Source organism: Ruania alkalisoli, from assembly GCF_014960965.1.
GTDB lineage: Bacteria > Actinomycetota > Actinomycetes > Actinomycetales > Beutenbergiaceae > Ruania > Ruania alkalisoli.
The window spans coordinates 4112117-4126730 of record NZ_CP063169.1; the positions used below are offsets into that span (position 1 = coordinate 4112117).

The 14614-nt window shown below is 69.3% G+C and carries 8 protein-coding genes; 4 read left to right on the forward strand and 4 right to left on the reverse strand.

All coding sequences use genetic code 11. The features are described from left to right. Window positions 1–71: 71 nt before the first annotated feature. From IM660_RS18325 to IM660_RS18335, 3 genes are read right to left on the reverse strand one after another with little or no spacing between them, the layout of a single operon-like run. Window positions 72–1385 (reverse strand): four-carbon acid sugar kinase family protein, encoded by a 1314-nt coding sequence (locus tag IM660_RS18325; protein WP_193497194.1) that lies wholly within the window; start codon window positions 1383–1385, stop codon window positions 72–74. Further along, complete coding sequence (locus IM660_RS18330) at window positions 1378–2634, reverse strand: ribulose-bisphosphate carboxylase large subunit family protein (RefSeq protein WP_193497195.1); 1257 nt, start codon at window positions 2632–2634, stop codon at window positions 1378–1380. The genes IM660_RS18325 and IM660_RS18330 overlap by 8 nt, the downstream gene beginning before the upstream one ends. Continuing rightward, a complete protein-coding gene (locus tag IM660_RS18335) occupies window positions 2634–4619 on the reverse strand; it encodes a glycoside hydrolase family 127 protein (protein WP_193497196.1) in 1986 nt (661 codons plus the stop codon). Before IM660_RS18335 ends, IM660_RS18330 begins: the two co-directional genes overlap by 1 nt. Before the next feature lie 143 nt (window positions 4620–4762). Here IM660_RS18335 and IM660_RS18340 point away from each other — a divergent pair, with 143 nt between their 5' ends. The 3 genes from IM660_RS18340 (at window position 4763) to IM660_RS18350 (ending at window position 10218) form a co-directional block, all read left to right on the forward strand. After that, complete coding sequence (locus IM660_RS18340; RefSeq protein WP_193497197.1) at window positions 4763–5461, forward strand: aspartate/glutamate racemase family protein; 699 nt, start codon at window positions 4763–4765, stop codon at window positions 5459–5461. A gap of 110 nt (window positions 5462–5571) precedes the next feature. Then, window positions 5572–7737, forward strand: coding sequence for a glycoside hydrolase family 5 protein (locus IM660_RS18345; RefSeq protein WP_193497198.1), 2166 nt, complete (start codon window positions 5572–5574; stop codon window positions 7735–7737). Between the two features lie 78 nt (window positions 7738–7815). Beyond that, window positions 7816–10218 (forward strand): glycoside hydrolase family 95 protein, encoded by a 2403-nt coding sequence (locus IM660_RS18350; protein WP_193497199.1) that lies wholly within the window; start codon window positions 7816–7818, stop codon window positions 10216–10218. Between the two features lie 88 nt (window positions 10219–10306). On the opposite strand, the gene IM660_RS18355 is transcribed toward IM660_RS18350, so the two are convergent. Continuing rightward, the gene (locus IM660_RS18355; protein WP_193497200.1) at window positions 10307–12889 is read right to left on the reverse strand and encodes a glycoside hydrolase family 78 protein; all 2583 of its coding nucleotides are present in this window, start codon (window positions 12887–12889) and stop codon (window positions 10307–10309) included. A gap of 153 nt (window positions 12890–13042) precedes the next feature. On the opposite strand from IM660_RS18355, the gene IM660_RS18360 reads away from it, so the two are divergent. Beyond that, window positions 13043–14599, forward strand: a complete 1557-nt coding sequence (locus IM660_RS18360; protein WP_246465026.1) for an apiosidase-like domain-containing protein — start codon at window positions 13043–13045, stop codon at window positions 14597–14599. Window positions 14600–14614: the final 15 nt, after the last annotated feature.

Here is a 14614-nt window from a genome sequence, read left to right on the forward strand (position 1 = left end):
GTACACCCTGGCCGCTCAAGGGCCGAATATTCGGCCCGCGGAGCCGGGGCCGGCACACCCAGTCTTCACCCTCAGTCGCCGAGGCCCCGGATCGTCTCGAACAGGTCGACGTCCCCGACCTGGCCGCCCTTGAGCAGCAACTCGAGCCCGTCCACCGCCGGGTCAGCTGCATGTGCACGCAGCAGCACCACGTTCCCGGTCGGGTTCGCGGCGATCGAGAGTGACTCCACTCCCAGGAGTGTGGTCACCCGGCTGGAGGTGTCGCCCCCGCACACGATCACCCGCCCGACGCCGGCCCTCACCGCAGCCTCGACCACCCCCGCCGCAGCGCTCGCCAGGGCGGGAAGCACCTCCTGCGCGGCCAATCCAGACGTATCGGCGTCGTCGGAGCTCAGCGCGACGCTCTGCCCGGCCGCGAGCGCCACGAGTACCCGCTCCCGGAGGCTGTGCTCACTCGCGCTGTGCTCAGCCGTGCCGTGCTCACCACTGCCAGAGCTGCCCACAACCAGCGGCGCGGTCATCCACCCCGCCCGGGCAGCGGCGTCGATCTGCCGCCGCGTCTGCGCCGACCGGCTCCCGGAGACCGCCAGCACCGGCCCCCGGGCGGGTGTGGCCACCGGTACCGGACCCGCCTTCCCCGGCTCGGCCGCAGCCAGCGCGTGGGAGAGCCCCCCGGAGCCGATCGCGAAGCCCCCCAGATCCAGCAGGGCCTGCCCGAGCAGGCGCAGATGCTCCTCCCCGAGCGCATCCAGCACCAGACCCGCTACGTCGGACTCCCTGATCTGCTGCGTCACCTCCGCCACGGAGCTGTAGGCCGTGAACGGCAGCGACCCGATACCGAGTTCTGTCTGCCGCCCCAGATGAACGGCCAGGTCGGACTCGTCCATCGGCGTCACCGGATGGCTGGACATCGTCGGCTGCCGGTCGAGCCGGTAGACAGCCTCACCCTCTCGGGCGAAGTGGTGCCCGAACGCGGTGTACCGCCCGAAGTCGGGCTGGGCGAAGAGCATCGGCACCGGCTGCTCGCCCCGCGCTGTCTGCTCGCCCACCACCGCACGCCCGATCTCCAGCGCCCGGCCCACGCTCCCCACGTGCGGCGAGGAATCCGCCGTCGAGCAGGCCTTGTACTGCAGCACCTGTGGGTCCAGGCTCGCCAGCGCCGTCAGCACCGGCCGCACCTCGGCCTCGAGCTTCTCGGAGGGAAGTGACCTGGCAATCCCGGCGACCCCGACGGCGTCGCACCTCTGGGCGGCCGCCCGCAAGGTCTCCCTGTCCGGCAGCCGGGTGAACAACCGCCCGGTCCACCCGCGCCGGGCCACCTGCAGCAGCACGTCAACGCTGCCGGTGAAGTCGTCCCCGTAGAACCCCAGCCGCAACTTAGACACGCGCCGGGCCGAACCGCTCGACCGCCCGCCGCAGGGCTCCGGAGCTACGCAAGGCATCCTCTACGGTCTCACCTGCCGCCGCCGAGGCCCACGCCTGGCGCATGCTGTCCACACCGCCTCGGACGCCGTCGGGGTGGCCATGAATCCCGCCCCCGGCGAGTACGAGCAGGTCCGTGCTGCCCACGGCTTCATAGGTGGCGTGCGCGAGCCCGCCCCACTGCCCGGAGGAGAGCACCGGAATCGCTGGGGTGGTGCCCAGCAGGGGCTCCTGGACGGCGGAGATCGCCGCCAGCACCTGGGCGTCGGACTCGTAGAACTTGTTGGAGATGCCGTTGGTGTGCAGGTGGTCCACACCGCTCATACGGGCCAGCTTCTGCCACGCCCGGAACGCAATGCCGACCTGCTCGGAGCGGCTGACGGCCCCGAACCCGGCACGATGGCCGTGGATGGGCAGCTGCGAGCGGCGGCGGATGTAGTCCAGCCCCGCCAGACCAATGTTGTTGATGCAGACCATGATGCAGGTGCCGCCGGCCTCGAGCACCATGTCGTGGTTGCGTTCGAGCTGGTCGATGTCGTCGGTGATGTTGAAGGCGTACATCGGCTTCACACCGGTGCGCTCAGCGTGCCGGTTCAGCACCGGCATCACGGCCTTGATGCGCTCGGCGAGCGGCGCGTGCGGGCCGTTGCCCTGCAGCTCGTCGTCCTTGATGAAGTCGATCCCGCCCTCGGCGAGGTCACCCACCAGCTCCGCGAGCTCGTCGGGCGTGAGGCCGATACTGGGCTTGACGATGGTCCCGAGCATCGCCCCCTCGGCGCGCGACATCAGCCGCCGCGTGCCCGCCACACCGAACTGCGGTCCGGGATAGCGGTCAGTGAAGGCATCCGGCAGGTCGAGGTCGATCAGCTTGATCGCCGCGAGCTCCTTGATCTCGAACAAGTTCCCGGCCACGGCTGCCATCAGGTTCGGCAGCGAGGGTCCGAAGTTGCTCAGCGGGAACCGGATCTTCAGTCGGGCCCGCCGCCGTTCGCCGGTGTCCCCGACCGTCCCGGGCAGGGGCGAGGCACCGGTGAGGGGCAGCTCGTCCAGGCTCTCCACCTGCGCGGCAAAATGGGCGCGCACCGAGTCCGACTCCCGTTCGACGCGCACGAAGGTGCCGGTGGACTGCTCCCCGGCGAGCACTTCGGCGGCCTGTTCCAGCGGCAGGGACGTCTCGACGTGGTACGTGGCCACGACATGGTCGGCTCCCATCACCACACCACCGGCAGCCAGACCGACATCTCCGACGGCCCGCGGTTGCTCCAGGCGTAGTACGGCACCAGCCGCACGCTCGCACGCCGCACCGGGGTCTCGTCGACGTCACCGTAGAGTCCGTCAGTGGCGGGCGGAAGGATGGCGACCTCTGTCTCCAGTGCGGTCACCTGCTCCGCCCCGATCGTCATCTGCACCGGGTGGGGCTGGGCGCCGCGCGGCAACGCGATCTGCTCGAGCCGGACGCCGTCGGGAAGCTCATGGCTCTCCAGGCAGTAGACGACCGGGCCGCGCTGCACAGCCACCTGGTTCGTGATCTCCTCCGCGAGCCGGTGCCCGCGCACGATCCGGGCCGGCATCGGCAGGTCGAGCGTGATCTCGTCCCCGGCCTGCCACTCCCGCTCGATGCGCGTGTAGTTGGAGGGTCCGCTCACCTCGAGCGGGGTCCCGTTGACGGCGGCCCTCGCCCCGCGCGCCCATCCCGGGATGCGTAGGTGGACCGGCAAGGCACCAGCGGCCTCGGTGACAGTGAAGGTGATGGCGCCGTCCCACGGATACCGGGAGTTCTCGGTCAGCACCACCCGCGCCCCGTCGCGCTCGCCCCGGATCTCGGAGCCGCCGTACTGGTGCACATAGAGGCCGTCCGGTCCGACCGAGGCGATGCGTTCGTGCATCTCGGAGAGGGTGCGGGCGATGTTCGGGGGGCAGCAGAAGCAGCTGAGGTAGGGCTGGCGGAGCCGTTCGTCCGAGGGCGGCGGCTCCGGCGTCGGACGCAGTGCGGTGTCCCCGGCGCGGCGCAGCGGGTAGGGCAGGTCGCGGACCTGGCGCAGCGGGTTGGTGTAGAAGTAGCTGGTGCCGTCGAGGCCGATGCTGGCCAGGAGGGCGTTGTAGGAAATGGTCTCGATCACGTCGGCGTAGCGCGCCTCGGGGCGCAGCGCCAGCATCCGCTCGGACCAGAAGATCATGCCGATGTGCGCGCACGACTCGTTGTGCGCCGTCGTGTTGGGCAGTTGATAGGCGCGGCCGTAGGCCTGGTGGACCCGGCTGATCTCCTTCTGCCAGGGGTAGCCGTCCGGGGAGGCGCCGTCGTAGAGGGCGCCGCAGCCGCCGGTGAGGTAGAGCTTGGTGTCGACCACGTCGTTCCACAGCCGTTCCAGCACCGTCTGCAGTTCGCCGTCCCCGGTCTCGGCGACGAGGTCGCTCAGGCCCGCGTAGAGGTAGTTCGCCCGGACCGCATGTCCGGTGACGACTGTCTGCTCCCGCACGGGGATGCGGTCCTGGTTGTCGTCGCCGCCTTCGTCGAACTCGTCGCGCACCCGAAGGAACGCCTCGGCGAGGCGCAGGTAGCGGGGGTTCGCGGTGGCCCGGTACAGGTCGATGACCGCCATGTAGTGCGACGGGCAGATCGCCGACTTTGCCAGCTCGGTGGGCTTGTCGGTGGCCAGCATCTCCAGGAAGCCGGCGGCCTTCTCGGCGACGTCCAGGAGGGTGGTCGAGCCGGTGACGGCGTGGTGGCGGACGGCCACGGTGATGAGGTGGCCGAGGTTGTAGGTCTCGAAGTTGAAGCGGTCCGCGAGCGCCTGAACCTGCTCCTGCTGGCGCTCGGCGATGGCGGTGGGGGTGTGCAGGTACCCGTCTTCGCGCTGCACCGAGGCAATGAGTCGGCCCAGGTCTTCGATCCGAGTGGCGAGTTCGTCGTCCCACTGGAGTTCGAGTTGCACGACGGCGGACTCGAGCCACTTGTAGGTGTCACCGTCCATGAACGGCGGGCCCTGGTGCTCCCCCTCCTCCAGCCCCGCAGCGATCTGGAAGTTCCGCACGCCGGGGCTCACGGCGGGATCGCGCAGCATGGCCTCCATGCTGGGAACCGTGACCTCTCGGGTCCGACGCGCGACACCGGACCAGAATCCACGTCGCCAGCGCGCACCGGCTGCCCCCAGGGGAGTCCAGGGCGCATGCGCACGGGTGGGGGATGTGGCCGTCATTGGCTGTCCTTTCGCGTCATCACTGGATTGCGACTCTGCCGACAGGCTAACCTGAGGGTGCAACTTCTCGCAATCGTGAATGATTATGCATGGTAAAACGGTTGCTCTGGCTTTCTCACCGACTCAAAGGAGAAGATCGGACCATGACCTCCACTCCGCATACACCGGCCGCCGCGACGACGTCCGCGCCCGCAACCCGGGTCGCCTTCCTGCACACCGGCGCCGTCGTCATCCCGCCCGTCATGGAACTGGTCGGCGAGCGGCTGCCCGGCCTGAGCACAGTCAACTACCTCGACGACCGGATCGTCGCCGACCTCGCCGACCCGGCCCGCCAGGACTCCGTGCCCGAACGCCTCGCCGACCTCGCCGCCGCCGCCAAGTCTGCCGGGGCGGACGTGCTGATGTTCACGTGCTCCTCGATCTCGCACCTGGCGGCCTCGACAGCGGAGCAGGCGGGGATCCCGGTGTTGCGCATCGATGAGGCGATGGCGGACGAGGCCGTGGCTGGTGGCGGCCGCGTGAGCGTGCTCGCGACCCTCCCGACGACGCTCAACCCGACCCTCGCGCTGCTGCGCGAGCGTGCCGGGATCGCCGGTACCGCACCGGAACTGACCAGCGAGGTCATCCCGGGGGCGTTCGAGGCCGTCGCGGGCGGGGATCGCGCCACCCACGACCAGCTGGTGGCGGAAGCCATCGAGCGTCACGCGCCGGAGAGTGACGTGGTGGTGCTCGCCCAGGCCTCGATGGCCTCGGCAGCCGAGGCCGCACAGGTCACGGTGCCGGTGCTGACGAGCCTGCGGCCGGGGATCTCGCGGCTCGCCGAACGACTGCAGGTCGGCTGAACGAGGGCGCGCCTTCGACCGACCGCTTGTGGTGTTATTCCGGCGCATGAGGTGCATCGGAATCACACCACAAGCGCCGCTGCCCTCCCTCTCACGCCTCGGAGTTGAGCATGAGCGACATCCCTCTCGTCCCCTACGTCATCGACCACCACCAGCGCGAGCGCTCCGCCGCCGACCTGTCGTTCCTGCTCGATGCACCGGCGGGGCGGGACGGTTTCATCCGCATCCACGACGGGCATCTGGTCACCCCCGACGGCGAGCGCCTGCGCATCTGGGGTGTGAACCTCACCGGGTGGACCAGCGGTTCCGCGCTGCTGCCACCCAAGGACGAAGTGCCCGTCTGGGCTGACACCCTGGCCCGGTTCGGCATCAACTGCGTGCGTTTCCACTTCCTGGATCTGCCCAGGAGGGACGAAGCCGAGGCGCGCCCGAGCGGGCTGATCGACCCCGAGCCCGACCACACCCAGTCCTTCGACGCTGAGCAGCTGGACCGGCTCGACTTCTTCGTCTCCGAACTCAAGCAGCGCGGGATCTACACCAACCTCAACCTCAATGTCGGGCGCACCTACAAGCCGGGCGACGAGGTCCCCGACGGCGAGGCGGTGCGGATCTGGAAGGGCATGACCTTCATCGGCGAGCGCCTCATCGAGCTCCAGAAGTCCTACGCGCGCGACCTGCTCACCCATCGCAACCCCTACACCGGCAACGAGTACGCCTGCGAACCGGCAGTCGCCATCGTGGAGATCGTCAACGAGAACTCCCTCTACGAGTTCTGGATGCGCAACTGGCTCCGGGGCGAACGGAGGACCGACAGCCCGGACATCCAGCTCGACTTCCCGCCGTTCTACGCCCGGCAACTCGATGCGATGTATCAAGGATGGCTGGCCGAGAACCGCACCGAAGCACAGCTGGCCGAGCTGCGAGACTTGGCCGGGGTCGAGGCGGGCGAGGCGGTCCCGCGGCTGCGCGCGGAGCAGTTCGCCGAGGCGCCCGCGCCACTGTTCCACGCCGAGGGAGAGTTCTACGGCGCCGTCGAACGCACCTTCTTCCTCGACATGAAGCGCTACCTCACCACCGAGCTCGGCGTCGAGTCGCTGATCGTCGGCTGTGCCGACCATACGTACTGGATCCCGAACCAGCCGATCATCGCCGGCACCTCCCAGCTCGACATCGTCGACGGGCATGTCTACTGGCAGCACCCAGCGATCTGGGGCGCCCGCAACACCCCGATGGTCAATGACCCGCTCAGTTCCACCATCGTCAAGCTCAGCAGGTCCCCGGTCGAGGGCAAGCCCTTCACTGTGAGCGAGGTGAATCACCCGAATCCGAACGAGTACGCGGCCGAGATGATCCCGATCCTCGCCGCCTACGCCGCCTTCCAGGACTGGGACGGCATCTTCTTCTACACCTTCGAACCGAAGCTGCAGGGACAGTACCAACACCAGGTAGCCGACAACTTCGACATCACCCTCGATCCGGTGAAGATGATCCAGATGGCAGCCGGGGCGCTGATCTTCTCCCGCGCCGACGTGCAGCCCGCCCACGAGATCGTGACCCGGTCCTACTCCGCCGCGCAGGTACTGGAGAGCATGCGGCTGCCGGAATCGGCCCGCCCCTACTTCACGCCAGGGTTCCCAGTCTCGACGGCGTTGCGGCACGGACTGAGAATCTCCTCCCTCGACGGCGAGCCCACCGCCGACCACGGACCGGAGGCACCCGGTCCCTACCTCGCCGACACCGGCGAGCTCGGCTGGTTCGTCGAGGACGAGCGCGGCGGCCTGGTGACGATCGACACCGACCGCACCCAGGCCCTCGTCGGATTCGTCACTGCCCACGCCCGCACCACCCGCCACCTCGCAGCCGAGGTGGCGAACGAGTTCTGTGCACTCACCCTCAGCGCGCTGGATGATCGGCCGATCGCTCGCAGCGAGAGGTTGCTGCTGACCGCGTGCGCACGGATCGAGAACACCGGCACCCGGTGGAACGCCCGCCGCACACTCTGGGAGACCTGGGGCGAGAGCCCGACGCTGATCGAACCCGTGACGGGCTGGCTGGTGCTGACCGACCTGCAGGGTCCGATCGACATCCAGGTCACACCGCTCGACGGCTCGGACCGGCCGATCGGCGAGCCGCTGCACGCCCGCCGGCTCGAGATCGGATGGGAGATCCCACTCGGCGACCCCGCCACCACCCAGTACCTGCTGCACCCGGTGCGCTCGGCCGAGCAGGCCCAGCGCCTCGCTCAAGGCGGGCAGCAGTGGGAGTTCTTCGGCTGACCGGCCCTCGACTCCCATCCCCACCAGGACAACCCTGGCGAGAACCTCTTCCTATCCCGTGAGAAAGCGGAGCACATCGTGACCACCCCGGACGACGACCACACCCTCTGGTACACCCGCCCCGCCCAGATCTGGCAGGAGACGTTGCTGCTGGGCAACGGACGCCTCGGCGCCAGCGTGTGGGGCGGCGTGGAACACGAGGTGATCGACCTCAACGAGGACACCCTCTGGACCGGCGAGCCCAGGTACGAGCCCAACCCGAAGGCACCGGGCGCCCTACCCGAGGTGCGCCGGCTGCTGCTTGCCGGCGAGTATGCCCGCGCACAGGAGCTCGCCGCTGACGCCCTCGGCGGGATCGGCGGCACGGGGCTGTACATGCCGCTGGGCCGGCTCACGCTCGACCTTCCCTTCGGTGAGGTGAGCGGCTATCGCCGCCAGCTCGATCTTTCTGCGGCGACGGCGCAGGTCACCTTCACCCACGACGGCGTCACCTACCGTCGGGAGGTCTTCGCGTCCCACCCGGCCGGTGCGCTGGTTGTGCGGCTGAGTGCTGATCGCCCGGGGATGGTTTCGTTCCGGGCCTCACTGACCAGCCAGCTGCGGCACGAGACCGGTACAGTGGCTGGCAGCGATGGCCCGGTGCTGCGGATGTCCGGCCGTGCCCCGATGCGTGCGTTCGACTACTCGGGGCAGACCCGCGAGCCGGAGTATGACGACGGCCCCGAACAACGGGGAATGCGATGGGAAGCGCGACTCGCAGCCATCGCCGAGGGCGGCACGGTGGCGATCAGCGAGGACGCTGACGTCGTGATCGCCGACGGGTGTGACGCCGTGACACTCATCGTGGCCGCGCGCACCAGCTACGCTGGCCCGCACGCCAGCCCGAGCCAGGCCGGCCAGGACGAGAAGGCGCTGGTCGAGGCGGACGTGAGGGACGCCGTCGGGAGGGACTACGAAGCCCTGCACGGCGAGCACGTGAGCGATCATGCCAGCCTGTTCGGCCGGGTCCGGCTGGACCTGGGACGCTCGGGCGCGGACATGCTACCGACCGACGAGCGGGTGGCGACGTTTGTAGCGGGCAGCGGTGAAGATCCGGGGCTGGCCGCGCTGTACTACCAGTTCGGCCGCTACATCCTCATCGCCACCTCCCGGCAGGGCAGCCAGCCGGCGAACCTGCAAGGCATCTGGAACCCCTCGATCAACCCGGCTTGGGGCTCGAACTGGACGATCAACTGCAACGCGCAGATGAACTACTGGCCGGTGGAGGCGGCGAACCTGGCCGAGTGCCACGAGCCGCTGCTGGAGCTGACGCGGGAGTTGAGCGAGAACGGGGCGCGGGTGGCGCGCGAGCACTACGGCGCGCGCGGCTGGGTCTCACACCAGGGCACCGACATCTGGCGCTACGCCCAGCCGGTGGGCAGCACTCCACAATGGTCGAACTTCGTCGCCAGCAACGCGTGGCTGTGCCAGCACCTGTGGGAGCACTACGCCTTCTCGGGCGATCTCGAGGAGCTTCGGCGTGCGTGGCCGATCCTGCGTGACGCCGCCGCGTTCCACCTCGACATGCTCGTCGAGGAACCGGAACACGGCTGGCTGGTGACGGCACCGGACATCAACTTCGAGAACATCTGGGTGGCGCCGGATGGCACCACCGGGTCGCTGGCGATGGGCACCACGCCAACCACCCAGATGGTCCGCGAGTTGTTCACGAACGTCCTCACTGCCGCCGACGCGCTCGGAGAGTCGCCAGAGCTGGCCGAGGAGATCGAAGCCGCCCTGCCGCGGCTGGCTCCGATGCAGATCAGCCCGACCACCGGGCAGCTGCAGGAGTACCTGCAGGACTGGGGGCGCACGATGAAGGCGGAGGTGCTCTCCAGCTGGGGCGCGGTGTGCAGTGCGCAGATCCACCCGCGCCGCACGCCCGAGCTGGCGGCAGCGTTGCGGCGGATCTTCGACACCGAGCGCTGGTGGGAGGAGAAGGAGGATCCGCTCAAGGGCTCGTGCCTGGGCAGCTGGGAGGGCGGCTTCCAGTCGATGGCCTACGCCCGGCTCGGAGACGGGGATGCGGCACTACGAGTGTTCGACCTCCACCTGCAGAAGGCGGTGCAGCCCAACCTCGGATCGAAGTTCATCGGGCACTCCCCGACGAACCCGATGTTCCAGATCGACGGCAACCTCGGCCAGACCGCTGCCGTGAACGAGATGCTGCTGCAGAGCCACGTGCAGGAGGGCGGCGTGTACGAGCTCGATCTGCTGCCTGCGTTGCCGGGCCAGTGGGCCGACGGCGAGGTCCGCGGCCTGCGCGGGCGCGGCGGGTTCGAGGTGGACCTGCGCTGGCGCGGCGGGGCGCTCGAGTCAGCGACGGTCCGGTCGGTCACGGGCACGACCACCCGGGTGCGCTACGGGGAGCGCACGTGCGAGCTCGCTCTGGCCGCGGGCGAGCAGATCCATCTCGGCCAGGATCTGGTGACTGTGGTGTGATTCCGGTGCACCAAGTGCATCGGAATCACACCAGAAGCGACGACGCAACGCAGCATGGTGCGGATTCGCCGGGCGGGTCGCGCCTAGCTCAGGTCCGCATCCGGCGATGCCGCCCGTGCCCGAGTATCTCGGGCTCCGAGTCCGGCAGCTCCAGGATCGCCTCGGCACCCACGGGTACCGTCACATCGACCACGAGTTCACCCCGGGCGATCCGCCACGAGATCGCAGCCTCGCCGTAGGGGGTGAGGTGCCGCGCCGAGGCGTGGGTGAGCCCGCCGCCGGGCCGCGGGGCGAACCGGATCCGGCGATACCCAGGCTCAGCCGGAGCGAGCCCGGCCACCACCCGGTGCAGCCAGTCCGCCACGGCGCCGAGGGCGTAGTGGTTGAACGAAGTCATCTTCCCCGGGTTCACCGTGCCGTCGGGGAGCATCGAGTCCCAGCGCTCCCACACCGTGGTCGCGCCCTGCTCCACCTGATACAGCCAGCTGGGGCACTCGCGCTCCTGCAGCAGCCCGTACGCGGTCTCCAACTCACCGGCCGAGGTCAGCGCGTCGGTCACCAGCGGCGTGCCCACAAAACCAGTCGCAATCCGGTGCCCGGCCTCACGGACCAGCTCGGCCAGCCGCCGTCCGGCCACCTCCCGCTGCCCGGGAGTGAGCAGGTCGAACTCCAACCCCAAGGCATAGGCGGTGACGGCGTCACTGGTCATCCGCCCGTCCGGCAGTACGTACGTGGCCTGGAATGCCTCGGCGACGGCGTCCGCGAGCCTCCCATAGCGCGCCGCATCCTCCGTAGCACCTAGCCGATCTGCCATCTGGGCCATCAGCCGGGAGGACCGCGCGAAGTACGCAGTGGCCACCAGGTACCGATCGGTGCGAGCGTCGGCCGGGTCGTCCGGCGGGGCGGCCGGGTCGAGCCAGTCCCCGAGTTGGAAGCCCTCGTCCCACAGGTGATCGTCGCCGGCGAGCCGGTCCACCAGGTCCACCCACCGGCTGGCGCTGCCGTACTGGGTCTCGAGCACCCCGGCATCGCCGAAGCGCTGGTACAAGGTCCACGGCAACATGGTGGCCACATCACCCCAGGCGGCGCCGGGGCGGATCGGGGTCCACATCCGGTGCGCCGGGATCACGGGCACATACCAGGGCACGGTGCCGTCAGGGAGCTGATCAGCCTCGACGTCACGCAACCAGCCGGCGAGCATGCCGGAAACGTCGTACAGATAGGAGGCCGTGGGGCCGAACACCTGGATGTCCCCGGTCCACCCGGCGCGTTCGTCGCGCTGCGGGCAGTCGGTGGGCACGTCCACGAAATTGGAGCGCATCCCCCAGACGATGTTCTCGTGCAGCTGGCTCACGAGCTCATCGGAGCACTCGAACCAGCCGGTGCGCTCGGCGTCGGTGTGCAGCACCCGCGCCACCAGGGCACCGTCGGCCACATCGGCATCGAGATCACCCGGCCAGCCCTCCACCTCGACGTAGCGGAACCCGTGGAAGGTGAACCGCGGCTCCCACTGCTCTGTCTCGCGCCCGGCGAGGGTGTAGTGGTCGGTGGACCGTGCCGATCGCAAGGGTCGCGTGTACAGCTCCCCCTCCTGCAGCACCTCGGCGGTACGCAGCCGCACCGTGGTCCCCTCCGGGCCACTCACCCGGATCCGCACCCGGCCCGCGAGGTTCTGCCCGAAGTCGAGGATCCGGTTGCCAGCGGGCGAGGTGAGCACCGCAACGGGCCTGATCTCTTCGGTGCAGCGCACCGGGGGGGCCGTCGGGGCGACCAGCGTGGCGGGGTCGCGGTAACGCACCGCCACCTGCTCCCACGTGCCGTCGTCGAAACCGGGAGCGGACCAGCCGAGTTGCTCCAGCCGGGCGTCGTGATCCTCGCCGTCGTAGATGCCCGACCGCAGGATCGGACTTGGCGCCGTCCGCCAGCTGCCATCGGTGGCGATGGTGTCCACGCGCCCGTCGGTGTAGGTCACCTCGAGCTGGCCGATGAAGGACAGGTCCTCCCCGAAGACATTGCGGAACCCCTCGTACCAGCCGATTCGGCCGCGATACCAGCCATCCGCTAGCCAGGCCCCGACGGCGTTCTGCCCCGGGTGCACCAGCTCGGTGACGTCGTAGGTGTAGTAGCGAAGCCGCGTGTTGTAGGAGGTCCAGCCCGGCGAGAGCGTATCGGTACCGACCCGGGCGCCGTTGAGCTCGGCCTCGTAGAGCCCGTGGGCGCTGGCGTACAGGCGGGCGCAAGCGATGTCGCCGTCGAGAGAGAACTCCCGGCGCACCAGGGAGGGCCGGCGGGTGTCGGAATCGCGCGGTTCCAGCCACCGGGCGCCGACGGGCCGAGCCTGCCAGTCTTCGGGGCGGAGCAGTCCGGTCTCCACGACGGTTGGCTCGGACCGATCTGACCAGCGCCCGTCCTCGCCCCGGACCTGCACGCGGACTGTCGCGACCTCCCGGGACGACAGCGGTTCCAGCGGCCACGGAACGAGGATCTGTTCGGCCGAATCGACCTCCACGGCGTGCTCGTCGCCACCGCGGGCCATGAGCAGCCGGTAACCGACCTGTTGCCACCCAGGCGGTGCGGAGCGGACCCGCCAGGAGATCCTCGGGCTCGCCTCGCCGATGCCCAGCGGCTCGCGGTGATGTTCGATCGTGGGGGCGTCGACAATGACGCTCATGGGAACCACCTTCGCTTCGAAACGTTTCACTCTCATCGTAGTAGACGCTAGATTAGTCTCCTGACGCAACTGAGCACGTTTCAACCGCCCTGGCACGCAGCGCCTGGGGCGAGCGAGAGCCCGTCGATGTGCGGGACGACGAGGAGGTCGGGTATGCCGCAGCAGATAGCGCACGTGAACCAGCCGCACGAGATCGAGTTCACCGGACCGGAGCAGCCGATCCGCGCCGATCGCGTGCCGTTCCAGGCCACGTTCACCCACGAGAGCGGCCGGTCCATGACCGTCTTGGGCTTCTGGGACGGCGAGCGCCGCTACCTCGCTCGCATCGCTCCCCCGCTCGCCGGAAGGTGGACCTGGCGCACCACCAGTGACGCTGCCGAACTGGATGGCCGATCTGGCGAGTTCACCGCTGAGCCGGCTGAGCCCGCTGGGTCGGCCGAATCCGACCGCTCCCCCGGACACGGAGTCGTCCGCGTCAACGCCCGCTTCCACTTCGCGCATGAGGACGGCACGCCGTTCCGCCCGGTGGGGGCCACCGTCTACAACTGGATCCATCAGGACGAGGCGCTGCGCACCGAGACGGTCGAATCGCTCAGTGCTGCCGGCCTGAACAAGCTCCGCTTCATGGTCTTCCCGCAGGCCGGCGGGTACGTCGAACACGTCCCCGAGCTGATGCCGTTCGAGAAGACGGCGAACGGCTGGGACGTGGGCCGCCCGAACATCGAGTTCTTCCGCCGTCTGGACTCCCTTGTCGCGGACCTGGGCAACCGCGGCATCGAGGCCGATGTGCTCATCTTCGACGCCTACGATCGCGGCGCCTTCGGCCTGAACGAGCTCACCGAGGAACAGGACGCCGCCTACCTGCGCTACCTGGTGGCCCGCCTCGGCGCCTATCCGAACGTGTGGTGGTCGCTGTGCAACGAGTTCGACCAGATGACCGACCGGCCCACCGAGCGTTGGACGCGCGCCGGTGAGCTGCTCGCCGAGATCGACGCACACGACCACCTGCGTTCGATCCACAACTGGATCGAGCTCTACGACTACAACCAGCCGTGGGTCACGCACGCCTCGATCCAGAACGGCTTCGCCACCGAGGCACTCGGTCGCGCGAGCCTGTACCGCGACGTCTATGGCAAGCCGGTCGTGCTGGATGAGATCAAGTACGAGGGCGACTGCCCCGAACGCTGGGGCCAGCTCAGCGGGCAGGAGCTGGTGGACCGGTTCTGGATCACCACCAGCTCGGGTTGCTACGCCTCGCACGGGGAGAGTTTCGTCACCGAGTCGGGCAGCCTGCACATCGTCGAGGGTGGCCGGCTGCGCGGTGAGAGCCCCGTGCGCCTGGGCTTCCTGCGCGAGGTGCTGGAGGGACTGAACGTCCCCGGCCTGGACCCGATCGACAAGTGGGACGACCCGGCCTGCGTCGTCGGCACGCCCCGCGAGCAGTACCTCGTCTACCTCGGCCGCGAAGCCCCTGCCGAGTGGACGTTCCGGCTGCCGCAGGGCCACGGCGGCGACCGACTCGAGGTGGGAGACGCCTTCGCGGTCGAGATCATCGACACCTGGAATATGACGCGCACCCCGGCACCGGAGTCGTTCGCGCTGACAGACGTACAGCGCAACGATGCCTACGCCACCGGCAACGCCCCGCTCAGCCTGCCCGAGGGGGAGGCGATCGCCCTGCTGATCACCCGCGTCCCCAGCGCCGCCTGAACGACCACCCACCTG